General features: G+C 63.2%; 17 protein-coding genes. 3 read left to right on the top strand and 14 right to left on the bottom strand.

The window, feature by feature from the left end:
* Positions 1-27 precede the first annotated feature (27 nt).
* Together BMX61_RS02075 and BMX61_RS02070 are read right to left on the bottom strand one after the other, a co-directional pair.
* Positions 28-951: a pseudouridine-5'-phosphate glycosidase gene (locus tag BMX61_RS02075; RefSeq protein ID WP_075627801.1), complete on the bottom strand. Its 924-nt coding sequence runs from the start codon at positions 949-951 to the stop codon at positions 28-30.
* Positions 952-1,166: 215 nt separating this feature from the next.
* Positions 1,167-2,153, bottom strand: a complete 987-nt coding sequence (locus tag BMX61_RS02070; protein WP_092742241.1) for a carbohydrate kinase family protein — start codon at positions 2,151-2,153, stop codon at positions 1,167-1,169.
* Positions 2,154-2,381: 228 nt separating this feature from the next.
* On the opposite strand from BMX61_RS02070, the gene recA reads away from it, so the two are divergent.
* Both recA and alaS read left to right on the top strand, forming a co-directional pair.
* Positions 2,382-3,476, top strand: coding sequence for a recombinase RecA (gene recA, locus BMX61_RS02065; RefSeq protein ID WP_075627802.1), 1,095 nt, complete (start codon positions 2,382-2,384; stop codon positions 3,474-3,476).
* Between the two features lie 325 nt (positions 3,477-3,801).
* Entirely contained in the window at positions 3,802-6,456 is a 2,655-nt protein-coding gene (gene alaS / locus BMX61_RS02060; protein WP_075627803.1) for an alanine--tRNA ligase, read from the top strand.
* Positions 6,457-6,773: 317 nt separating this feature from the next.
* Here alaS and BMX61_RS02055 read toward each other — a convergent pair whose 3' ends face one another.
* From BMX61_RS02055 to BMX61_RS02040, 4 genes are all read right to left on the bottom strand, one after another.
* Positions 6,774-7,550 (bottom strand): amino acid ABC transporter ATP-binding protein, encoded by a 777-nt coding sequence (locus BMX61_RS02055; RefSeq protein WP_075627804.1) that lies wholly within the window; start codon positions 7,548-7,550, stop codon positions 6,774-6,776.
* Positions 7,551-7,636: 86 nt separating this feature from the next.
* A complete protein-coding gene (locus tag BMX61_RS02050) occupies positions 7,637-8,815 on the bottom strand; it encodes an amino acid ABC transporter permease (protein ID WP_083639444.1) in 1,179 nt (392 codons plus the stop codon).
* Position 8,816: 1 nt separating this feature from the next.
* Positions 8,817-10,040, bottom strand: a complete 1,224-nt coding sequence (locus BMX61_RS02045) for an amino acid ABC transporter permease (RefSeq protein ID WP_075627805.1) — start codon at positions 10,038-10,040, stop codon at positions 8,817-8,819.
* A gap of 116 nt (positions 10,041-10,156) precedes the next feature.
* Positions 10,157-11,179 (bottom strand): amino acid ABC transporter substrate-binding protein, encoded by a 1,023-nt coding sequence (locus tag BMX61_RS02040; protein WP_075627806.1) that lies wholly within the window; start codon positions 11,177-11,179, stop codon positions 10,157-10,159.
* Between the two features lie 357 nt (positions 11,180-11,536).
* On the opposite strand from BMX61_RS02040, the gene BMX61_RS02035 reads away from it, so the two are divergent.
* The gene (locus BMX61_RS02035; protein WP_075627807.1) at positions 11,537-12,724 is read left to right on the top strand and encodes a cystathionine beta-lyase; all 1,188 of its coding nucleotides are present in this window, start codon (positions 11,537-11,539) and stop codon (positions 12,722-12,724) included.
* A gap of 99 nt (positions 12,725-12,823) precedes the next feature.
* On the opposite strand, the gene hflX is transcribed toward BMX61_RS02035, so the two are convergent.
* The 8 genes from hflX to BMX61_RS24215 form a co-directional block, all read right to left on the bottom strand.
* Positions 12,824-14,146, bottom strand: a complete 1,323-nt coding sequence (gene hflX, locus BMX61_RS02030; RefSeq protein ID WP_092742238.1) for a GTPase HflX — start codon at positions 14,144-14,146, stop codon at positions 12,824-12,826.
* Positions 14,147-14,223: 77 nt separating this feature from the next.
* The gene (gene hfq / locus BMX61_RS02025) at positions 14,224-14,466 is read right to left on the bottom strand and encodes an RNA chaperone Hfq (protein ID WP_075627809.1); all 243 of its coding nucleotides are present in this window, start codon (positions 14,464-14,466) and stop codon (positions 14,224-14,226) included.
* A gap of 180 nt (positions 14,467-14,646) precedes the next feature.
* Positions 14,647-16,011, bottom strand: coding sequence for a nitrogen assimilation response regulator NtrX (gene ntrX / locus BMX61_RS02020; protein WP_075627810.1), 1,365 nt, complete (start codon positions 16,009-16,011; stop codon positions 14,647-14,649).
* Positions 16,001-18,268: a sensor histidine kinase NtrY-like gene (locus BMX61_RS02015; RefSeq protein ID WP_075627811.1), complete on the bottom strand. Its 2,268-nt coding sequence runs from the start codon at positions 18,266-18,268 to the stop codon at positions 16,001-16,003. The genes ntrX and BMX61_RS02015 overlap by 11 nt, the downstream gene beginning before the upstream one ends.
* 519 nt (positions 18,269-18,787) lie before the next feature.
* The gene (ntrC, locus tag BMX61_RS02010) at positions 18,788-20,242 is read right to left on the bottom strand and encodes a nitrogen regulation protein NR(I) (RefSeq protein WP_075627812.1); all 1,455 of its coding nucleotides are present in this window, start codon (positions 20,240-20,242) and stop codon (positions 18,788-18,790) included.
* The gene (locus BMX61_RS02005; protein WP_075627813.1) at positions 20,239-21,393 is read right to left on the bottom strand and encodes a two-component system sensor histidine kinase NtrB; all 1,155 of its coding nucleotides are present in this window, start codon (positions 21,391-21,393) and stop codon (positions 20,239-20,241) included. Before BMX61_RS02005 ends, ntrC begins: the two co-directional genes overlap by 4 nt.
* A complete protein-coding gene (gene dusB, locus BMX61_RS02000; protein WP_075627814.1) occupies positions 21,390-22,451 on the bottom strand; it encodes a tRNA dihydrouridine synthase DusB in 1,062 nt (353 codons plus the stop codon). The genes BMX61_RS02005 and dusB overlap by 4 nt, the downstream gene beginning before the upstream one ends.
* The gene (locus tag BMX61_RS24215; RefSeq protein WP_139198860.1) at positions 22,435-22,659 is read right to left on the bottom strand and encodes a hypothetical protein; all 225 of its coding nucleotides are present in this window, start codon (positions 22,657-22,659) and stop codon (positions 22,435-22,437) included. Before BMX61_RS24215 ends, dusB begins: the two co-directional genes overlap by 17 nt.
* Between the last annotated feature and the right edge of the window lie 16 nt (positions 22,660-22,675).

Genomic DNA, 22,675 nt, shown 5'->3' with positions numbered 1-22,675 from the left:
CTCCAAAGCCTTTGCTCGCCTTTCGTCTCAGGCCATGGCAACGGCGATCTCGGCTGCAAGGCGCGCATTGTTTTCCACCAGCGCGATATTGGTTTGAAGGCTGCGCCCGTCGGTGATCTCAAAGATGCTCTGCAGCAGATAGGGCGTCACCGCTTTGCCGAGAATGCCGTCACGCTTGGCATTGTCGAGCGCGCGGGCGATGTAGATTTCCATCTCTTCGCGCGGGATCTCCGCCTCTTCCGGCACGGGATTGGCGATCAGCATGCCACCATCGATGCCGAGCTGATCGCGCACCTTCTGGAAATTGGCGATCGCCGCCGGGCTGTTGAGGCTCAAGGGCGAATTGAGCCCCGAATCGCGCGACCAGAAAGCCGGGAACACCTCGCTCTCGAAGGTGACGACAGGCACGCCGCGCGTTTCCAGAACTTCCAGGGTCTTGGGAATATCGAGAATCGCCTTGGCACCTGCGCAGACGACGATGACGGGCGAAAGGGCCAGCTCTTCCAGATCAGCGGAAATGTCGAAGCTCGTTTCCGCGCCACGGTGGACGCCGCCAATGCCGCCCGTCGCAAATACACGAATGCCGGCGCGGGCAGCCGCAATCATCGTCGCTGCGACGGTCGTGGCGCCGGTGCGCCGCTCGGCAATCGCGAAAGCGAGATCGGCGCGCGATACCTTCAACGCACCCTTGGTTTGGGCGAGCGCTTCGAGCTCGGTATCCTCAAGACCGATATGCAGCGTTCCGTCGATCACCGCGATGGTCGCGGGCACAGCGCCTGCCTCGCGGATGATCGTCTCGACGCTGCGCGCCATGGAGAGATTGCCCGGATAAGGCATGCCATGGGTGATGATGGTCGATTCGAGCGCGACGATCGGGGCGTCGCGCGCCTGGGCGTCGGCGACGGCGGCCGAAAGACGCATGGGCAGCTGCGGAGAAGCGGGGCGGGTCATTGCTGGATCCTTTTCTGGTTTTCACGGCCGGGCAAAGAGCGCCAGCCTTGGCACGTGGTCGGCAGTCAGCGCGCAGGGCATGCGCGAGCGTGGCTCGATTATTCTTATGCGCGGCAATCATCCATGGTGGATGGCTGCGCGGCAAAGCGGATACGCGCCTCTTAGCAGGGGCCGTCCATAAGGTCGAACGTCACCGATAGCGAACCGACAGGAGATTATATCGCCAGCGCCAGAGCCTGAGGCACCGCCTCGAGCGCCTCGCCCAGCAAGGCAGGGCTCATGCGCTGCGACACCGCAAGAGGCGAGGCCAGCGTGATCAGCGAGGCCGCGACGCCATGGCGCAGGCTTTCGCCCAAGCTGAAGCCCGAGAGGCGCGCAGCGAGGAACCCTGCCGCCAAAGCATCGCCCGCGCCGGTCACGTCGGCATGGCCATCGATCTCAGGCGGCTGCAGAAGAACGGCCTCGTTGCCGGAAAAGGCGAGCACCGGCCCGCCCCCCGCCGTCACCACACCGCCGCCAAGCCCGAGGCGGGACAGCCTCTTTGGCCAATCCTGCGGCTTGGCTGTGGCGGGGTCCTCGGCATCCACGCCTGTCGACGCGGCGACCAGGGCAGCCGCTTCCGCCCGGTTCATGAACAGGCAATCGAGTTGACCGAGCGATGGCAGGAAGCGCACGACCTTGGCCGGCGAGATGGCAATGCCAGCCCGCAGACGGCCCCTCGCCTCGTCCAAACCCACAATGGCAGCCAGCGTTTCCGCCGGCAGATTGGCATCGGTCAGCAGCGCGTCAGCGCCGGCAATTTTCTCGCGCAAAGCCCGTTGCTGTACCCGGCGCGGCCCGAACAATCTGTAGAGATCCATATCGGCGATGGCGATCACCAGATTGCCGTCGTCCTCCAGAATCGCGGTATAGCTCGGCGTCTGCCGGTCGAGAAAGACGAAAGCCTTGTCCTCGACGCCTGCCTCCACCGCGGCCTGGGAAACGAGATCGCCCGCCGCATCCCCGCCGCGCGGGCTGACCATCGTCACCGCGCAGCCAAGGCGCGCGAGATTGCGCGCCGCGTTGAAGCCCCCGCCGCCCGCCTCCTCGAACAGGCTTCCGGGATTGCTGGCGCCCATGACCGCGCGTCCGGCAATCCGGCCGCGACGGTCGAGATGGGCGCCGCCCAAGGTGATGACGATGCGCTCGGCCAGCCGGCTCATGACGAAAAAATCCTCGCAAGAGACAAACGATTCGTCCCCGTTTCCGCAGGTTCAGTGTTAAAGCGCCAGCCGTTTGTCCCCAGCGTGAATGGAAAGAGAACGCAGCGACAATTCGATTTCTCCGTCAAAGGCTTGCGCAGCCCTTGCGAAACGAGAACAAAAAGAGTACATATTCGTGCACGGCGGCGCGATTGCCTCGACAGTTCCGATAACCTAAAGGTGGACGAAATGGCACAGAATTCTTTGCGGCTGGTAGAGGATAAATCGGTGGATAAAAGCAAGGCACTCGAGGCGGCACTCTCCCAGATCGAACGCTCGTTCGGCAAGGGATCGATCATGAAGCTCGGCGGCAAGGACAGCGTCGTCGAAATCGAGACCGTGCCGACCGGTTCCCTCGGGCTGGACATAGCACTGGGCATTGGCGGCCTGCCCAAGGGCCGCATCATCGAGATCTATGGGCCTGAAAGCTCGGGCAAGACGACGCTGGCGCTGCAGACCATTGCCGAATCGCAGAAGAAGGGCGGCGTCTGCGCTTTCGTCGACGCCGAACATGCGCTGGATCCGATCTATGCCCGCAAGCTTGGCGTCGATCTGGAAAATCTGCTGATTTCCCAGCCCGATACCGGCGAGCAGGCGCTCGAAATCACCGACACGCTGGTTCGCTCCGGCGCGATCGACGTGCTGGTGGTCGACTCGGTCGCCGCCCTGACGCCACGCGCCGAAATCGAGGGCGAGATGGGCGACAGCCTGCCGGGCCTTCAGGCCCGCCTGATGAGCCAGGCGCTGCGCAAGCTGACGGCCTCGATCTCCAAGTCGAACTGCATGGTGATCTTCATCAACCAGATCCGCATGAAGATCGGCGTGATGTTCGGTTCGCCGGAAACCACGACGGGTGGCAATGCGCTGAAGTTCTATGCCTCGGTTCGTCTGGATATCCGCCGCATCGGCTCGGTGAAGGAGCGTGACGAGGTGGTCGGCAACCAGACTCGCGTCAAGGTCGTCAAGAACAAGATGGCCCCGCCCTTCAAGCAGGTTGAATTCGACATCATGTATGGCGAAGGCGTGTCGAAGACTGGTGAACTGGTCGATCTGGGCGTTAAGGCCGGCATTGTCGAGAAGTCGGGCGCCTGGTTCTCCTACAACAGCCAGCGGCTTGGCCAGGGTCGGGAAAATGCCAAGCAGTTCCTGCGCGACAATCCACACGCTGCGCAGGAAATCGAAATGGCGCTGCGCCAGAACGCCGGCCTCATTGCCGAGAAGTTCCTCGAAAATGGTGGTCCGGAAGCCGGCGACAGCGATGACGACGATGCAGCGCTCGCCTGATCGAACGCGCAGTCGATAACCCAGCGAGGGGCGGCACGATGATTTCGTGCCGCCCTTTTCTTTGCCCGTGACGCCGGCCCGTGAGCCTTGAGAGAACATGTGGGCAAGGCTGATGCGCCAAGCGCAAATCGCCGCGCCTGAGGGCGGGAGGCACGTGCTTTTCGTTTGTGTGCTGGACAGGCTTTTTCGGCAGCGATACAAGCCGCTGTTACCCTGCGGTCTCAGGCGCTGGAGCCGGTTCGCGGGGCGCAGTGGGGACAAGCAATGGGCATGCGGGCGCCGGCCGGATAAGGCGGGGCGGACTTTGAACAGCAAAGGCAATCGAATGAGTGGCGTGAACGAAATCCGGTCGACCTTCCTCGACTTCTTCAAGGCGAATGGCCACGAGGTCGTGCCGTCGAGTCCGCTCGTGCCGCGCAACGATCCGACGCTGATGTTCACCAATGCCGGCATGGTGCAGTTCAAGAACGTCTTCACCGGACTGGAAAACCGGCCCTATTCGCGGGCGACCACAGCGCAGAAATGCGTGCGCGCCGGCGGCAAGCACAACGACCTCGACAATGTCGGCTATACCGCGCGCCACCACACCTTCTTCGAAATGCTCGGCAATTTCTCCTTCGGCGATTATTTCAAGGAGAACGCGATCGAGCTGGCCTGGACGCTGATCACCCGCGAATTCGGCATCGACCGCGAGCGCCTGCTGGTCACCGTCTACCACACGGATGATGAGGCCTTTAACCTCTGGAAGAAGATCGCCGGCTTGTCGGACGACCGCATCATTCGCATTCCGACAAGCGACAATTTCTGGGCGATGGGCGATACGGGCCCCTGCGGCCCCTGCTCAGAGATCTTCTACGACCACGGCGACCATATCTGGGGTGGCCCGCCCGGCTCGGCGGATGAGGATGGCGATCGCTTCATCGAGATCTGGAACCTCGTCTTCATGCAATATGAGCAGGTGACGAAGGAGGAGCGCGTCAGTCTGCCGCGTCCGTCGATCGATACCGGCATGGGCCTGGAGCGCGTCGCTGCGCTTCTACAGGGCAAGCATGACAATTACGATATCGACCTGTTCCAGGCCTTGATCGCCGCCTCGGTCGAGGCCACGGGTGTGAAGGCAGAGGGCAACCAGCGCGCCAGCCATCGCGTTATCGCCGATCATCTGCGCTCTTCCGCCTTCCTCATTGCTGATGGCGTGCTGCCGTCGAACGAGGGCCGCGGCTACGTGCTGCGCCGTATCATGCGGCGCGCCATGCGCCATGCGCAGCTGCTCGGCGCCAAGGAACCCTTGATGTACCGGCTGCTGCCGGCGCTTGTCGGCCAGATGGGCCGCGCCTATCCCGAGCTTCTGCGCGCCGAGAGCCTGATCTCCGAAACATTGAAGCTTGAGGAAACCCGCTTCCGCAAGACGCTGGAACGCGGTCTCGGCCTGCTTAACGACGCGTCATCCTCGCTTGGCGAGGGTGATCGGCTGGATGGCGAAACAGCGTTCAAGCTCTATGACACCTATGGCTTCCCGCTCGATCTGACGCAGGATGCGCTTCGCGCCCGTGGCGTCGGCGTCGATACCGATGGCTTCACCGCCGCGATGGAACGCCAGAAGGCCGAGGCACGCGCCAGCTGGGCCGGCTCCGGCGAAGCGGCTGCAGAGACCATCTGGTACGGCCTGCGCGAGCGCCTTGGCGCTACGGAGTTCCTCGGCTACGAGACCGAGACGGCCGAAGGCGTCATCCAGGCGCTGGTGCGCGACGGCGTGGAAATCCCCTCCGCCAAGGTGAGCGAGAGCGTGCAGCTGGTGCTGAACCAGACGCCGTTCTACGCCGAGTCGGGCGGTCAGATGGGCGATGCCGGGGTGATCACCACCGAGAAGGCGCGGCTGAAGGTCACCGATACGCAGAAGCGCGGCGACGGGCTGTTCGTGCATATGGCCGAGGTCGAGGATGGCGTCGTGGAGCCCGGCCAGGCCGCTGCGCTCGAAGTCGATCATGCCCGCCGCGGCCGCCTGCGCGCCAACCATTCCGCCACCCATCTGCTGCATGAAGCCCTGCGCGAAGTGCTCGGCACCCATGTGGCGCAGAAGGGTTCGCTGGTCGCGCCCGAGCGCCTGCGCTTCGACGTTTCGCATCCCAAGCCGATGACGGCCGAGGAGCTGAAGATCGTCGAGGACATGGCCAATGAGATCGTGGTGCAGAACACGCCCGTGACCACCCGGCTGATGAGCGTGGACGATGCCATTGCCGAGGGCGCCATGGCGCTGTTCGGCGAGAAATACGGCGATGAGGTCCGCGTGGTCTCGATGGGAACGGCGCTGCACGGGCCGAAGGCCGGCAAGCCCTATTCGGTCGAGCTTTGCGGCGGCACCCATGTCGCGGCCACCGGCCAGATCGGCTTGGTCAAGATTCTCGGCGACAGCGCCGTCGGCGCAGGTGTCCGCCGCATCGAGGCGCTGACCGGCGTCGGCGCCCTCGCTTATCTCTCCGAGCAGGACGAGCGCGTGAAGACGCTGGCCGGTCAACTGAAGGTGCAGCCTTCGGAGCTGGTGACGCGCGTCGAACAGCTGGTCGATGAGCGCCGCAAGATGGAGCGCGAACTGGCCGATGCCAGGCGCAAGCTGGCCCTGTCAGGCGGCACGGCGGCGAGTGATGCACCCCGCGAAGTCGCCGGCGTCTCCTTCCTCGGCAAGGTCGTCACCGGCGTCGAGCCGAAGGATCTGAAGGGCCTCGCCGATGACGGCAAGAAGAGCCTCGGCTCCGGCGTAGTCGTCTTCATCGGCGTGGCCGATGGCAAGGCCAGCGCCGTGGTGGGCGTGACGGAGGATCTGACGGCACGCTTCAGCGCGGTGGATCTCGTGCGCGTTGCCGCCGCCGCGCTGGGCGGCAAGGGCGGCGGTGGCCGGGCCGACATGGCCCAGGCCGGCGGCCCGGATGGCGACAAGGCACAGGATGCCGTCGAGGCTGTCGCAGCCGCCATGGCTGGCTGATCGCGTCGAATATCTTTGTGAAAACAGAACACCCGCCTTGGGACTCCAGGGCGGGTGTTCTGTTTTCGCAGAGGGTGCCGTCTTCGTTTGTGCCAGGCATGTCCAGCACTTTACCGCACCGGGGACAATCACAATCCTTCCACGGGAACGGGACGCTGACGCAAAAAAAGGGCCGGACCGCAATGGCGTTGCGGCCCGGCTTTTAACAAGTCATCGATCAGCTCACCTGCCCTTGGCGCGTTTCAACCAACTGCCGGTCTCCGTCACGTTGGCAAACGAGTCATCCGCGCGAGACCGCTGCCGCGCGCGGATAGGGTCTAATGCAGGATCTGGCTCAGGAAGAGCCTGGTGCGCTCGTGCTGCGGATTGTCGAAGAATTCGGCCGGCGAATTCTGCTCGACGATCTGGCCCTGGTCCATGAAGATCACGCGGTTGGCCACCTGGCGGGCGAAGCCCATTTCGTGGGTGACGCAGAGCATGGTCATGCCCTCTTCGGCCAGGCCTACCATGGTGTCGAGCACCTCCTTGACCATTTCCGGGTCCAGCGCCGAGGTTGGCTCGTCGAAGAGCATGATCTTCGGCTTCATGCAGAGAGAGCGGGCGATGGCCACGCGCTGCTGCTGGCCGCCGGACAGCTGGCCGGGATATTTGTTCGCCTGTTCCGGGATCTTGACGCGCTTGAGATAGTGCATAGCGATCTCTTCCGCGTCCTTCTTCGGCATCTTGCGCACCCAGATCGGCGCCAAGGTGCAGTTTTCCAGAATGGTCAGGTGCGGGAACAGGTTGAAGTGCTGGAACACCATGCCGACTTCGCGGCGCACCTCGTCGATCTTCTTGAGATCATTGGTCAGCTCGATGCCGTCGACGATGATCTGGCCCTTCTGGTGTTCTTCCAGCCGGTTGATGCAGCGGATCATGGTCGACTTGCCGGAGCCCGAGGGACCGGCGATGACGATCCGCTCGCCGCGCATCACCTTCAGATTGATGTCGCGCAGCACGTGGAAATCGCCGTACCACTTGTTCATGCCGATGATTTCGACAGCGACATCGGTGGAGGAGACGGTCATCGCTTTCGTCGCGGCTTGAGCGCTCATGATGTGTTTCCCTTTGTTCTTCTCTGTTTGTTGTAATCGCGCTGACGGCGGACGCAAGACGTGTCCTTTCCCGGTCTTCGCTCGGTCTATCGCTTATGTCCCTTGTCGAGCCGGCGCTCGATGAAGCTCGAATAGCGCGACATGCCGAAGCAGAAGATCCAGAAAACGAAGCCCGCAAAGATCAGGCCTGTCATTGGCGTGACCGGGGTCAGCCAGGCCGCGTCGCTGAAGCTGTTCTTCACCACACCGAGCAGGTCGAACATCGAGATGATCGACACCAGCGAGGTATCCTTGAACATGCCGATGAAGGTGTTGACGATGCCGGGAATGACCAGCTTGATCGCCTGCGGCAGGATCACGAAGCTCATTTTGTGGAAGTAGTTGAGCCCAAGCGAATCCGCGCCCTCATATTGCCCCTTCGGAATGGCCTGCAATCCGCCCCGGATGACCTCGGCCATATAGGCAGAGGCGAAGATCGAGACCCCGACGAGCGCGCGCAGAAACTTATCGATCGTATCGCCCGGCTCCATGAACAGCGGCAGAAGCACGCTGGCCATGAACAGAACCGTGATCAGCGGAACCCCGCGAATGAACTCGATGAACAGGATGCAGAAGGTCTTGACGATGGGCATGTTGGATCGCCGCCCGAGCGCGAGCAGCACGCCCACCGGCAGCGACACCGCGATGCCGACGAAGGAGATGATCAGCGTGACCATCAGGCCGCCCCACAGCGCGGTTTCCACATGGCTGAGCCCGAAGACGCCGCCGAGCAGCAGCACATAGGCGACGATCGGCAGCACAACGAGAAGCAGGATGGCGTTCAGGCCTTTGCGAGGCACGGAGGGCATCAGCATCGGCACCAGAAGCACGACGAAGAGCGCGGCGACCAGATAGGGACGCCAGGCCTCGGGACGCGGATAGGAACCGATCATGAATTGCTGGAAGCGGTCGCCGACATAGGCCCAGCAGGCCCCGCTCCAGCCATCCGGCCGAACACCGCCTTGAACGGCCGTGGCACAGGCCGTGCGATCCATGCCGGTCCACTGAGCGGAGACGAACAGCCAGTCGATGACGCCCGGCAGGTAATAGAGGATGAAGGCGAGCGCCAGGACGCTGAGAATGCTGTTGCTGACCGACGAAAACAGATTGTCGCGAATCCAGGCGACAGCGGTCGAGCTTGATTTTGGCGCCGGCTGTGGATCCAGAAAGGTCTGGCGAACATAGCCGAGATGGGCGCCTTTGGTTGTGGAGAGAATGTCCGACATCTCAACGCTCCCTCAAGGCCATCTTGGCGTTGAACCAGTTCATGAACACGGAGGTGACCAGGCTGATCGTGACATAGACGATCATCCAGATGGCGATGACCTCGATCGACCGCCCGCTCTGGTTCAAAATGGTATTGCCGACCTGGACGAGATCCGGATAGCCGGCGGCCACCGCCAGCGAGGAGTTCTTGATCAGGTTGAGATATTGCGAGGTCAGCGGCGGAATGATGATGCGCATGGCCTGCGGCAGGATGACCAGCCGCATGGCCCGGCTCGGATGCACGCCAAGCGCGCCGCAGGCCTCGAACTGGCCCTTGGGCACGCCACGAATGCCGGCGCGCACGATCTCGGCAATGAAGGAAGCGGTGTAGAGCGAGAGGGCCAGATAGAGCGACAGGAATTCCGGGCTGATCAGGCCGCCACCGCTGAGGTTGAAGCGGCCGAGCACCGGATAGTCGAAGGCGAGCGGCCGGCCGGCGGCGAGGAAGACGACAAGCGGCAGAAGGATGATCAGGCCGAGCGAGACCAGCAGCGCCGGCGGGCGCTTGCCGGTCGCTGCCTGCTGCCGATTGGCCCAGAGTGTGAAGACCACAGCGCCGAGAACGGCGGCGGCCAGAGCGATCCAGACGGCAGTGAAGCCCGGCTGGAAGATCGGCGATGGAAAGCTGATACCGCGATTGGAAATGATGAAGAGCGGGTCGCCCACCGTCGGATCGGCGGCCTTGGCCTTTTCCACACCGGCGCGAATGGCGCGAAAATCCGGCAGGATCGACAGCACGCCCTTGTACCAGAAAAAGATGACGAGCAGCGGCGGGATGTTGCGGAACACCTCGACATAGACGGTGCAGAGCCGCGCGATCAGCCAGTTGTTCGAGAGCCGTCCGATACCGATCAAGAGGCCGACGATGGTGGCGGTGATGATGCCGAGCACGCCGATCAGCAGCGTGTTGAGAAAGCCGACCACCAGCGCGCGGGCAAAGGTCGAGTCGGAGCTGTATGCGATCAGCGATTGGCCGAGATCGAAACCGGCGCGCCCGGAGAGAAAGCCGAAGCCGGCGGTCATATTGGCGCGTGCCAGGTTCTCGGCGGCATTCGACCAGGCCTGCCAGATAAGCCAGACAACAATCAGGACGGTGAGCGCCTGATAGACGTAGGAACGCGCGGTCGGATCGTAGAGAAGGGATGCGCGACGGCCATCCCCGTCACGGGCATCAAGGGAAGCCATGGATTTACCCCTGTTCAATCGCCCTTGTTGACCGGGCGTATGGAAGAGAAGATGTGGGAGGCAGCGACTGCCTCCCACAGATCACGCCCTGAGGGCGCGCAATCGAATGTCATGCCTTAGCGGATCGGCGGGGCGTATTGCAGGCCGCCCTGGTTCCACAGAGCGTTGAGGCCACGCTTGATCTTGAGCGGCGAGCCCTGGCCGACATTGCGCTCGAAGGCTTCGCCATAATTGCCGACGGCCTTGATGATGTTCACGGCCCAATCCTTGGAAAGACCGAAATCCTGGCCGATGGTCGAGCCTTCTTCCTCGCCGAGGAAGCGCTTGATATCCGGATTGGCCGACTTCTTCATCTCCTCGACATTGGCCTGGGTGATGCCGAACTCCTCGGCCGTGACCATGGCGTAATGCGTGAAGGAGACGATGTCGAACCACTTGCTGTCGCCCTGGCGCACGGCCGGGCCAAGCGGCTCCTTGGAGATGATCTCCGGCAGGATCACATGGTCATCCGGGTTGGAAAGCGACAGGCGGATCGAATAGAGGCCCGACTGGTCGGTGGTGTAGACGTCGCAACGGCCCGCATTATAGGCAGCGTCGACTTCTTCCTGCTTTTCGAACACAACCGGATTGTACTGAAGGTTGTGCGACTTGAAATAGTCGGCGAGATTGAGCTCGGTGGTCGTGCCGGTCTGCACGCAGACGGCTGCGCCGGAAAGTTCCAGCGCCGACTTCACGTTCAGCTCCTTGCGAACCATGAAGCCCTGGCCGTCATAATAGTTGATGGCACGGAAATCGAAGCCAAGCTGGCTGTCGCGGCTGGCGGTCCAGGTCGTGTTACGCGCCAGCATGTCGATTTCGCCGGACTGAAGCGCCGGGAAACGGTCCTTGGCCGACAGCGGGGTGAACTTCACCTTGGTGGCATCGCCGAAGACGGCAGCGGCCACCGCCTTGCACAGATCCACGTCGAGGCCGGCGAAATTGCCGGACGAATCCTGCGAGCCGAAGCCGGACAGGTTGGCGTTGACGCCGCATTGCAGGAAGCCCTTGGCCTTGACGTCTTCCAGGGTGCCCGCCGAAGCCTGCGCGCTGATCCCCACGACCGCAGCGCCGATCAGCGCCGCCAGAATCCTGTTTGCCATTGTTTGACCCTTTTTATGTTGTCGTCTGCGCTGAACGACCGCTGCGAAGCCTTTGACTTCGTACGATCCTGCCACCCTCCCGGGCGCGGTCCAGGCATCTATGTCACCATAAAATCCGGTAGGGTCAAGTCAGCTTGCCTTGTATGCAGGCATCGCCCGTTTTTTCCTCAGAATTGCTGTTGAAATGAGCGTGATGAACGGGAAAAGGCGCCTGTCAGCTCAAAAAATCATCGATCATCTTCAAGCATATCTTTGACGACACGTGGCACTCCGATTGTCTCGGTGACATGCGCGCGCTTGACGCTCTGCCAAAGCTGGTCTCTAGAAAATCGGACGTGACATGGAGCATTTTTGGCAATGAGTGACGACAAGGACCACCTGGCCGCGGCAGGCGTGAACACCCGGCTTGCCCATATCGGAAACCGTCCGTCCGAGTTTCACGGCTTCGTCAATCCGCCCGTGGTACGCGCATCCACCGTGCTGTTCCCGACGGCGGCGGCAATGGAGAACCGCGCGCAGAAATATACCTATGGCACGAGGGGCACGCCGACGACCGATGCGCTGTGCGAGGCGATCGACGCGCTGGAAGGCTCAGCCGGCACCATTATCGTGCCTTCGGGTCTTGCCGCCGTCACCGTGCCGCTGCTCGGCTTCCTCGCTGCGGGCGACCACGCGCTCATCGTCGATTCGGTCTACGGGCCGACACGGCACTTCTGCAATACGATGCTGAAGCGCCTGGGCGTCGAGGTCGAATATTACGAGCCGGCCATCGGCGCCGGCATTGAAAGCCTGATGCGGCCGAACACCCGGCTGGTGCATACGGAAGCACCCGGGTCCAACACGTTCGAGATGCAGGATATCCGCGCCATTTCGGAAGTCGCGCACCGGCATGACGCCGTGGTCACCATGGACAATACCTGGGCGACACCAATCTATTTCAAGCCGCTCGATCATGGTGTCGATATTTCGGTCCATGCCTCGACGAAATATCCGGCTGGCCATTCCGACATTCTGCTCGGCACCGTCTCGGCCAATGCCGCGCACTGGCCACGCCTGCATGAGACGATGATCACACTCGGCATCTGCGGCGCGCCGGAGGACTCCTATCTGGTTCTGCGCGGCCTGCGCACCATGGGCGTGCGGCTGGAGCATCATAGTCGGAGCGCCTTGGCCCTGGCGCGTTGGCTGGAAAGCCGCGACGACGTGGCCGCCGTTCTTCATCCGGCGCTGGAAAGCTTCTCCGGTCACGCCATCTGGAAGCGGGACTTCTCAGGCGCCTCGGGTGTCTTTTCCTTCGTGCTGAAGGCCGAGGGCGCGGGCAAGGCGAAATCGCACGCCTTCGTCGACGCGTTGCGCCTGTTCGGCATCGGCTGGTCCTGGGGCGGTTATGAGAGCCTGGCAGTGCCGGTCTATCTGGGCGATCGCGTCATTGCCAAAGCACCGAGCGAAGGGCCTGTCATCCGCCTGCAAGTCGGGCTCGAAAATGTCGAGGACCTGCAACGCGACCTCGAAGCCGGCTTCGCCGCCGCGGCCTCCGTGCGCTGAAGCCTCATTATTGCCTGCCGGGATCGCCGGCAGGCGGTCAGAGCATTTCCTGCCGAAGCGTAATCGCTTCGGCGGCTTCAGAAACAAAAGGTTGAAGCCTTATTCTGTATGTTCGGAGGTCTTTGGCACCAGGCCGAGCCGGCGCTCCAGCTCGATCGAATCCGTCGCGGCCAAGCGCAGGTCCAGACGCACCGATCCATCTTCCAGATCTTCGCGCTCCTCGACATGCGCATGCTCGTAGATCCAGGGCAGAAGATGGAGATCGTCGAGCGACAGCGTCACGCTGCCTTCGGTCATCACACCGGAGAGCCGGTCGTTGACGAGCGCGATCAGATCATCGACTCCCTCGCCCGTCATCGCCGAAAGCGGCTTCACGTCTTCCGTATGCGCGGCCTTCTGCAAAAGCGCGTCATGCGCTTCCGGATCGAGTCGGTCGATCTTGTTCCAGACCTCGACCAGCCGCTCCTTGCGCGCCTTCTCGTCAATGCCGAGATCGGCGAGGATTCGCAGCACGTCGGATGCCTGTGCTGCCGTGTCGGGGTCCGACATGTCGCGCACGTGCAGGATCAGGTCGGCTTCCAGCACCTCTTCCAGCGTCGCGCGGAAAGCGGCGACGAGATGGGTCGGCAGATCCGAGATGAAGCCGACGGTGTCGGAGAGGATGACGGTGCGGCCATGCGGCAGCTTCATTCGGCGCAGCGTCGGATCGAGCGTGGCAAACAGCATGTCCTCGGCCAGAACGCCGGCGCCGGTGATGCGGTTGAACAGCGTCGATTTGCCGGCATTGGTATAGCCGACCAGGGCCACGATCGGATGCGGCACCTTCCTGCGCTTGGCGCGGTGGAGCTGGCGGGTGCGACGCACCTGCTCCAGTTCCCGCTCCAGCCGCACGATGCGCTCCTGCAGAAGCCGGCGGTCGGCCTCGATCTGCGTTTCGCCCGGCCCACCCATGAAGCCCGCGCCGCCGCGCTGGCGCTCAAGGTGGGTCCAGCTGCGCACCAGCCGGCCCTTCTGATAGTTGAGATGGGCGAGATCGACCTGCAGCGTGCCTTCCTTCGTGGAAGCGCGGCGGCCGAAGATTTCGAGAATGAGGCCGGTGCGGTCGATGACCTTGGCGTTCCATTCCTTCTCGAGATTGCGCTGCTGCACCGGGGTGAGCGGGTGATCCATGATCACCAACCCGGCATCATGGGCAATCAGGAGATGGCCGATCTCCTCGATCTTGCCGGTGCCGAGCAGCGTGCCCGGCTTCGGCTGGGCGACCGGCACGATCAACCCCTCGACCACGGTCAGATCGATGGCGAGCGCCAGCCCCTTGGCCTCTTCCAGCCGGCTCTCGTCGGAGCGGGTGGAGACGGCGGCCTGATCGGCGGCTGCGCGGCCCGTCTTCTTGATGACCGGCACGACCACGACCGCGCGCATGTCATCGCGAAGTCGTTCGAGCTCCGGAATGATGGAGGAAGATTTCGTATCGCGTTTGGTAATGAGACCAGATCCCGTCAGGACGCGCTGTCGTCGCTTTCGAACATCTGCACCGGCTGGCCGGGCATGATCGTCGAGATCGCATGTTTATACACCAGCTGCGAATGGCCGTCACGGCGCAAAAGCACACAGAAATTATCGAAAGACGTAACCACCCCGGTCAGTTTCACGCCGTTGATCAGGAAAATCGTCAGGGAGATCTTCTGCTTGCGGACGGTATTGAGAAAAAGATCCTGCAAGTTTTGAGAACGTTCCGCCATAGCGCCGCTGCTTTCTTATTTGCCGGTCCGGCAACCGGTTGTTCCAAAATGAAAAATCATGTCCGGCCCAGCCCCTGTCCGGCATGTGGGCATTTTGGTATCAAATCGGAGTTACCTCCGCAATCGTGAAAACGAGCCGGCAACAGACCGTCCAGAAGAAAGACGCACTGCGGTAAGGTTTCAGACACCGAGAGACTTCAGCTTTCGGTGCAGCGCCGAGCGTTCCATACCGACAAATTCTGCCGTGCGGGAAATATTTCCGCCGAAACGATTGATCTGCGCAATCAGATAGTCGCGCTCGAACATTTCCCGCGCTTCGCGCAGCGGCAGTGTCATAATATGCTGGTCGCCTTGGGCGGAGATCTTGGGCAGGCTGTCGCCCACCTCGGTCGGCAGCATATCGGCGGTGATGACGCTATCGGGCCCATCAGACCGCGCGAGAATCATCAGCCGTTCCACGTTGTTGCGCAGCTGGCGGATGTTGCCCGGCCAGTCATGCGCCTGGAGCACGGCCAGCGCATCGTCGCCGATTCGGCGTGTACGGATGCCGGCCTGCTCGGAAATCTGGCGCATGAACATGTCCACCAGGAAGGGAATGTCCTCCCGGCGCTCGGCCAGCGGCGGCACGCGAACGGGGATCACCGCCAGGCGGTGATAGAGGTCTTCGCGGAAAAGCCCCTCGGCGATCAGGCTTTCGAGATTATAGGCGGTCGACGAGATGATGCGCACATCGACCTTCACGCGCTTGGCGCCGCCGACACGCTCGAACTGCTGATCGACGAGAACCCGCAGGATCTTGTTCTGCGTCTCACGGGGCATTTCGCCGATTTCGTCGAGATAGAGAATGCCGCCATGCGCCTCCTCCAGCGCCCCGATGCGCCGGGGCTGACCGGGCGTGCCCTCCGTGCCGAACAGCGCCACCTCCATCCGGTCGGGCGTGATCGCGGCCGCATTGAGCGCGACGAAAGGACCATTGGCGCGGCTGGACTTGCGGTGGATCATCCGCGCCACCAGCTCCTTACCGGAGCCGGAGGGGCCAAGGATCATGATGCGGCTGTTGGTGGGCGATACCTTGTCGATCGTCTGGCGCAGCTGCGAGACGGCCACCGAGGTGCCGATCAGCTCGACCGGGTCGCCGGAGCGCTTCTTCAGCTCGAACACCTCGCGCTTGAGCTTGGAGGTTTCCAGCGCGCGCTCGGCGATCAGGATGAGACGGTCTGCCTTGAAGGGCTTTTCGATGAAATCATAGGCGCCGCGGCGAATGGCCGAGACGGCGGTTTCGATATTGCCGTGGCCAGAGATCATCACCACAGGCAGCTCGGGATGGCGGGCATGGATTTCATCGAGCAGCGCCAGGCCGTCGAGCCGGCTGCCCTGCATCCAGATGTCGAGGAACACCAGGCGCGGCACGCGGTCGGAAATCGCCGCCAGGGCGCTGTCGCTGTCGAAGGCCGTGCGCGTCTCGTAGCCTTCGTCGGAGAGGATGCCGGAGACGATCTCGCGAATGTCTTCCTCGTCGTCCACAACCAGAATATCAGCCGCCATGCCGGATGTCCTTATTTTCTTGTTCGGCGCCCTCGGCCGTTGCCGGAGGCAGGAGCACGCGGATCATCGCCCCATGCCCCCCGTCGAAATCGGCGGGCGCATCGTGCAGTTCGAGCTGCCCGCCATGGTCTTCTATGATTTTCTTGACAATGGCGAGGCCGAGCCCCGTGCCCTTCTCGCGCATCGTCATATAGGGCTCCAGGATCCGGTGCCGGTTTTCGGTCGGCAGGCCCTTGCCATTGTCGATCACCTCGACGCTATAGAGATTGCGCGCCGCATCGGCCCGGGCGCGCACCAGGATCTTCGGCGCGCCACGCTCGGCATCGGCCGGCAGCGCCTCGATCGCCTCCACCGCATTCTTGATGATGTTGCCGAAGGCCTGGCCGAGCATGCGGGCATCGAACAGGCCCTCCAGCGGCTCGTCGCCGAGATCGCGCTGGAACTGGACGTGGTTGTTGCCCATCTCGCGCAGGAAGGCGGCGTCCTTCAGGATCGCGCGCAGATCGCTGCGCTCCTTGGTCGGCTTGGGCATACGGGCAAAGGCGGAGAATTCGTCCACCATGCGGCCGATATCCTCGACCTGGCGCACGATCGTATCGATGCACTGGTCAAAGACCGGGCGGCCGTCCTCGGCGATCTGACGGCCATAGCGCCGGCGCAGTCGCTCGGCCGAGAGCTGGATCGGGGTCAGCGGATTCTTGATCTCATGGGCGATTCGGCGCGCCACATCGGCCCAGGCGGTGGAGCGCTGGGCGATCACGAGGTCGGTGATGTCATCGATGGTGATGACATAGCTCTCCTTCGCGTCATGGCTTTCCTCGCGCGTCACCTGGACATTGAGCGTGCGCTCGGTGCCGCCGCGCATGATGTTGATCTGCCGGCGGTAATCCGCGCGCGGCCGGCTCGCCGCCTCGCTCAGCACCTGATCGATCTCCGGCGCCACGTCGCTCAACCGTTCGCCGACCATGTCGATTACCGGCCGGGCTAGGAAATCCTCGGAGGATGGATTGGCGATGGTGATCCGCCTGTCTTCCTCCACACCGATGACGGCGGCGGTGACGCCTGAGAGCACCGCCTCGATGAAGCGGCGGCGATTGTCCATCTCGTCCTTGGCTTCCAGTAGCTGGTCGCGCTGGGTGCGGATCTGCACGATCATCTTGTTGAAGGTGCGCGAGAGGCTGCCGACATCGCCATCCACAGCATGGACCGGCACCACCACATGTAGATTGCCCGAGGCCACGGCATCCGCCGCGCCGATCAGGAGCCGGATCGGCCGGACGATCCGGTCGGCCACCGCGATCGCCGTCCAGATCGCCGCCAAGAGCACGATCAGAGCGAAGCCGAGATAGAGAACGCCGAAGGCCAATTGCAGCGAGGCGCGGCCGGCCTTCAGATTGGAATATTCGGCCGCATTCTCCTCCATCTGCCGCATGGCGCGCATCACGGCCGGATCGACCGAACGGACGGTGTAAAGGAATGTGCCGGGGATGTTGTCGACCGGGATGATGGCGCCGACGAGGTTGGTGACGCCGGGCGGGATCAGCGTCGGCTGGCCGGCGACCGTGGTGTCCAGCGCATCCTTGGGGATCGCCGGCAACGGCCGCTCGGTCGGGATATTGGCCTGAAGAATGGCACTGCCATCCTTGCGCACCAGAAAGGCGCCGAGCATGCCGCGCGCCCGCGCCTGGCGCGTCATCAGTTCGATGAACCCCGTCCGGTCGAGGCTGTAGAGCTGACGATTGCGCTCGAGATCATTGGCCATCGAAGCCGTCTGTCCCTGGAGATAGCTGGCATTCTCCATCACATAGGCCTGGGCGACATCGAGCGAGGAGCGCACGATGGCCTGCGTGCGCAGCGAGAACCATCGGTCGAGCCCGACATCGAGCGTGATCGAGGCAAAGATCGCCACCAGGATCGCCGGGGTAATCGCCACGATGGAAAACAGCGCGACGATACGCACATGCAGACGCGCCGCCGCCCGGCCGCGATGGCGCGCGCGCAGGAGCCGGGTGATTTCCCGGCCGATGAGATAGGCAAGCCCGATAACGAAGACGGCATTGACCGCCACCGAGGCGATGACGATGTTACGCTCAGGCGCGATCGGCGTCAGGCCGAGCAGGATCAGCAGCGAGGCAATGGCGCAGAACAGGGCACCACTGGCCAGCACGACCCCCGGCAGCGCGAAGGACGCGCGGCGATCCTGGCCGTTCGCCATGCCCTCCTGCTGCCCTGTCGACGCTGCAAGCCCATCCACCATTCCAGCACTTCCTTCGCCGCCGCTTCGCCCATCCAGCCAAAGCCTGCGCCTGCCTTGGCCCGCGTGAGATGCGCTGGCCGTTTCTGTCTCGATTCCGTCAGGCACTCTCACGACGCCATCTGTCAGGCCGGGTGGTGCAGCAGGTCGTCCTTTTCCCGAAGACGCGCGGCACCATCAGATTCATCGCCCGACTGGCCGCCTCGCCTCCCGGCATCCGGCGTCAGGACACAAGGCAAATCAGGCCGTCATCCCACCGGCTTGGATCACCGGAAAGGCGGGTGGCACGTGTCGCGGATAAACCGTCCGTGGATCCCATAAGGCGAGATCGTGGTCTAATCAACGGATTGTGGCTAAAATGCAACGCTGCGGATGGCGAAGTCAAGCAGGCTCGCGCGGCCGAGCCTGCGCAGGCGTGGCGGCATAAGGAGAGGAAGACTGGAAAGAACGGCCAACACGCGCCGGAAACCATGGCGAACAAGCGGCTGAACCGCCGCCTGCTTGGCCTCCTCGGCAGATATCTCAGGCCGAGCGCGAGGAGCGATAGACCGAGACGCCGAGTTCGCGGATCTTCTTGCGCAGCGTGTTGCGGTTGAGGCCGAGGAGATCGGCGGCCTTGATCTGGTTGCCGCGCGTGGCCGTCAATGCGGCGAGAATCAGCGGATATTCCATCTCCGCCAGCACGCGGTCGTACAGACCCGGCGGCGGCAGGTTGTCGCCGAAGCTGGCAAAATATTGCCGCATGTTCTCCTCCACCGCCTGGGAGATGGAGAGCATGCCCGTGCGCCCGCTGCTCTTGTCGATCGGACTGTCGGGAATATCCGAGCGCAGTTCCGCCTCGATGATCTCGCGAGTGATGACATCCTGCGGATAAAGCGCGGTGAGACGGCGCACCACATTTTCCAGCTCGCGCACATTGCCTGGCCAGGGATAGGCCTTCATCAGTTCGAGGGCCTCGCTGTCGAAGCGCTTGACGTCGAGCCCGTCCTTTTCGGCCTGGGTGACGAAGTGGCGCACGAGGTCGGGAATGTCCTCCGCCCGGTCGCGCAAGGGCGGCAGGCGCAGCGGCACGACGTTCAGCCGGTAGTAGAGATCCTCGCGGAAGAGGCCCTGATTGATCGACTGCTTCAGGTCCTTGTTGGTCGCGGCGACGATGCGCACATCGGAGCGGATCGGCGTACGTCCGCCGACGGTGGTGTATTCGCCCTGCTGCAGCACGCGCAACAGCCGGGTCTGCGCATCCATCGGCATGTCGCCGATTTCGTCCAGGAACAACGTGCCGCCTTCGGCCTGCTCGAACCGGCCGGTGGAGCGCTGTTGCGCGCCGGTAAAGGCGCCCTTCTCATGGCCGAACAGTTCCGACTCGATCAGGTCGCGCGGGATCGCCGCCATGTTGATGGCAACGAAGGGGCCATTGCGCCGCTTGCCATAGTCATGCAGCGCGCGGGCCACCAGTTCCTTGCCGGTGCCCGATTCGCCGGTGATCATCAGCGTCAGGTCCGTTTGCATCAGGCGGGCGAGCACGCGGTAGATTTCCTGCATGGCGGCGGAGCGGCCGACGAGCGGCATGCCGTCCTGCGGGTCCTCCTCCACCTTGGCGGGCTTGCGCTTGGGCTCGGCCAGGGCCCGGCCGATGATGGCGATCAGCTCCGTCAGGTCGAAGGGCTTCGGCAGATAGTCGTAGGCGCCCTTTTCTGAGGCTTTGATCGCCGTCATGAAGGTGTTTTGCGCGCTCATCACCAGAACCGGCAGGTCCGGGCGGGCCTTCTTGATGCGCGGCAGCAGATCGAAGGCGTTTTCATCGGGCATGATGACATCGGTCACGACGAGATCGCCATCGCCGGCCGAGACCCAGCGCCAGAGCGTGGCCGCATTCGACGTGATGCGCACGTCGTAGCCGGCGCGCGACAGGGCCTGGTTCAAGACGGTGCGGATGGCGGCGTCGTCGTCGGCGACGAGAATCGTGGCGCCTGTCATCGGGAGGGTCCTTTTACGCTGATCGGTTCGGCCTCCTCCGCCCTGCCCTTGGAGGCCGGCATGAGGACGCGGAAGGTGGTGCGGTGGTTCTGGCTGTCGCATTCGACGATGCCGCCATGGCCACCGATGATCTTGGCTACCAGCGCAAGGCCGAGCCCGGACCCGTTGGTCTTGGTGGTGACGAAGGGATCGAACAGATGCGGCAGCAGGTCGGCCGGCACGCCCGGGCCATTGTCATGGACACAGAATTCGAGCGGCAGCGAGATCTTCTCCCGCGTGCCGGCAACCGAAAGCCGGATGCCGGGGCGATAGGCTGTGGTCAGCATGATCTCGCCATCCGCCTTGTCGCCGATCGCCTCCGCCGCATTCTTCACCAGATTGAGAAAGACCTGCACCAGCTGGTCGCGATTGGCGAAGACGGCCGGCAGCGACGGGTCGTAATTCTCGGTGATCTTGATGCGCCGGGCGAAACCAGCCTTGGCCACTGCCTTCACGTGATCGAGAACGGAGTGAATGTTGACGGGATGACGATCGACAGGCCGCTCGTCGGAAAACACTTCCATGCGGTCGACCAGCGAGACGATGCGGTCTGTTTCGTCGCAGATCAGCTGGGTCAGCGCCCGATCATCGTCTCCGACAGAGGTTTCGAGCAGCTGGGCGGCCCCGCGAATGCCCGACAGCGGGTTCTTGATCTCATGCGCCAGCATGGAGGCAAGACCGGTGACCGAGCGGGCGGCAGCACGGTGCGTGAGCTGCCGGTCGATCTTGTCGGCCATGGAGCGCTCCTGAAACACCACCACGACGCAGCCGGGTTCGGACGCGACGGGTCCGACGAAAAGATCCACCAGCTTGTCGGCGCCGAGCCGCGGCGAGCTTAAGTCGACGCGATATTCATTGACCGCCGCCCGGCGCTCGCGCACCTGGTCGATCAGCGTCAGGAGCGGGCTGCCAAAGGGAATGAAGGCGCTGATCGCATGGCGGGCGAGCGTGTTGGCACTGGCGCCGAAGAAGGATTCGGCCTGCCAGTTGGCAAAGACGACCAGACCCTTTTCGTCCACCATGATCACAGGCGTGCGAATGGCGTTCAGCACCGCCATCGGCAGGCTGTCATCGGTCTGTGCGTCTCCGTCCTTCCTGCCAGCGTCAGTCATGCGGCAACATTCCTTTCCACTTGGCTCTCGCCAGGCCGGTCTAGTTCCGGCGCTGCGGCAATGGCGGCCAGAACCCGCGCGATGACGCTCTTCGGCTCCGTTCCGGTCATGACAGCGCCCTTCTCAGTGGGCGCCAGGCCGGGTGCGAAGCGGTCGAGATACCAGCCGAGATGCTTTCGCGCATGGCGCAGACCGGCTTCGGTGCCGTAGAAGGCGAGCATGGCTTCGTAATGTTCGGCAACGAGCGCGCACAGCGCCTCCCCGGCCGGCGGCAGCGTGGCCCCGGCAAGACAGCCGGACAGCCAGGGCTGGCCTTGCGAGGCACGGCCTACCATCACGGCATCGGCCCCCGAGCGCGCGAGAATCTCGCCCACATCGCCTGATGTGGCCACGTCGCCATTGGCAACCAGCGGCACGGAAACAGCTTCGCGCACCGCGCGAATCGCATCCCAGTCGGCCTTGCCGGTGTAGAACTGCATGCGCGTGCGGCCGTGAATGGTGATCATTTTCACCCCGGCCGCCTCAGCGCGGCGGGCGATCTCAGGGGCATTCAGGGTCGTTTCGTCCCAGCCAAGGCGCATCTTCAGCGTCACCGGCAGAGCGACCGCGTTGACCGTCGCCTCGATCAGGCGCAGCGCATGATCGGGATCGCGCATCAGCGCCGACCCCGAATAGCCGCCGGTTACCTTCTTGGCCGGGCAGCCCATATTGATATCGATCAGATCGGCGCCCTCGCCTTCGACGATGCGCGCGGCCTCCGCCATCCAATGCGCCTCGCGCCCGGCAAGCTGCACCATATGCGGCGCGATGCCGCTGCTCTTCAGCCGGGCCCAGCTTTCCTGGGCCTGGCCAACGAGCTCGCGGCTGGCCACCATCTCGGTCACCACCAAACCCGCGCCAAAGCGCCAGGCGATCTGCCGAAAAGGCAGGTCTGTCACCCCCGACATCGGCGCGAGCACGAGACGGTTCCGCAACTTGACTGGACCCACCATCAAGGGGGAGGAAACATCCGGCACGCGCAACGATCGCTCTTTCGGGTGATTATCTTTCAGGCACATATTTATTTTGCCGTATTTTTAGACATAGATTAAAAGAGTTGCCAAGCGCTTTTGCAGGCTTCTCGACAATTTTCACGGCAATTGCGCCGCCAACGTGCCTCTGCCTGCCAAAGCGGCGTGAACGGCCTGCCTGCCGAACGACCACATCGCGCAGAACATCGTCGTGGGTCGAAGGCTGAAAACCCCTGGCGAATTCGGTTCCCAGCACGCGTGATCCTGCACTA

Origin of the sequence: Xaviernesmea oryzae (genome assembly GCF_900109605.1) — a bacterium.
Taxonomy (GTDB): Bacteria; Pseudomonadota; Alphaproteobacteria; order Rhizobiales; family Rhizobiaceae; genus Xaviernesmea; species Xaviernesmea oryzae.
The sequence above is the reverse complement of the archived record's forward strand: the minus strand, read 5'-3'. Positions and strand labels throughout refer to the sequence as shown.

What these genes read in the sequence shown, in the direction of transcription:
- BMX61_RS02075 (WP_075627801.1), bottom strand. Translation starts at nt 951, where the DNA reads ATGACCCGCCCCGCTTCTCCGCAGCTGCCCATGCGTCTTTCGGCCGCC.
- BMX61_RS02070 (WP_092742241.1), bottom strand. Translation starts at nt 2,153, where the DNA reads ATGAGCCGGCTGGCCGAGCGCATCGTCATCACCTTGGGCGGCGCCCAT.
- recA (WP_075627802.1), top strand. Translation starts at nt 2,382, where the DNA reads ATGGCACAGAATTCTTTGCGGCTGGTAGAGGATAAATCGGTGGATAAA.
- alaS (WP_075627803.1), top strand. Translation starts at nt 3,802, where the DNA reads ATGAGTGGCGTGAACGAAATCCGGTCGACCTTCCTCGACTTCTTCAAG.
- BMX61_RS02055 (WP_075627804.1), bottom strand. Translation starts at nt 7,550, where the DNA reads ATGAGCGCTCAAGCCGCGACGAAAGCGATGACCGTCTCCTCCACCGAT.
- BMX61_RS02050 (WP_083639444.1), bottom strand. Translation starts at nt 8,815, where the DNA reads ATGTCGGACATTCTCTCCACAACCAAAGGCGCCCATCTCGGCTATGTT.
- BMX61_RS02045 (WP_075627805.1), bottom strand. Translation starts at nt 10,040, where the DNA reads ATGGCTTCCCTTGATGCCCGTGACGGGGATGGCCGTCGCGCATCCCTT.
- BMX61_RS02040 (WP_075627806.1), bottom strand. Translation starts at nt 11,179, where the DNA reads ATGGCAAACAGGATTCTGGCGGCGCTGATCGGCGCTGCGGTCGTGGGG.
- BMX61_RS02035 (WP_075627807.1), top strand. Translation starts at nt 11,537, where the DNA reads ATGAGTGACGACAAGGACCACCTGGCCGCGGCAGGCGTGAACACCCGG.
- hflX (WP_092742238.1), bottom strand. Translation starts at nt 14,146, where the DNA reads ATGCGCGCGGTCGTGGTCGTGCCGGTCATCAAGAAGACGGGCCGCGCA.
- hfq (WP_075627809.1), bottom strand. Translation starts at nt 14,466, where the DNA reads ATGGCGGAACGTTCTCAAAACTTGCAGGATCTTTTTCTCAATACCGTC.
- ntrX (WP_075627810.1), bottom strand. Translation starts at nt 16,011, where the DNA reads ATGGCGGCTGATATTCTGGTTGTGGACGACGAGGAAGACATTCGCGAG.
- BMX61_RS02015 (WP_075627811.1), bottom strand. Translation starts at nt 18,268, where the DNA reads ATGGTGGATGGGCTTGCAGCGTCGACAGGGCAGCAGGAGGGCATGGCG.
- ntrC (WP_075627812.1), bottom strand. Translation starts at nt 20,242, where the DNA reads ATGACAGGCGCCACGATTCTCGTCGCCGACGACGACGCCGCCATCCGC.
- BMX61_RS02005 (WP_075627813.1), bottom strand. Translation starts at nt 21,393, where the DNA reads ATGACTGACGCTGGCAGGAAGGACGGAGACGCACAGACCGATGACAGC.
- dusB (WP_075627814.1), bottom strand. Translation starts at nt 22,451, where the DNA reads ATGTGCCTGAAAGATAATCACCCGAAAGAGCGATCGTTGCGCGTGCCG.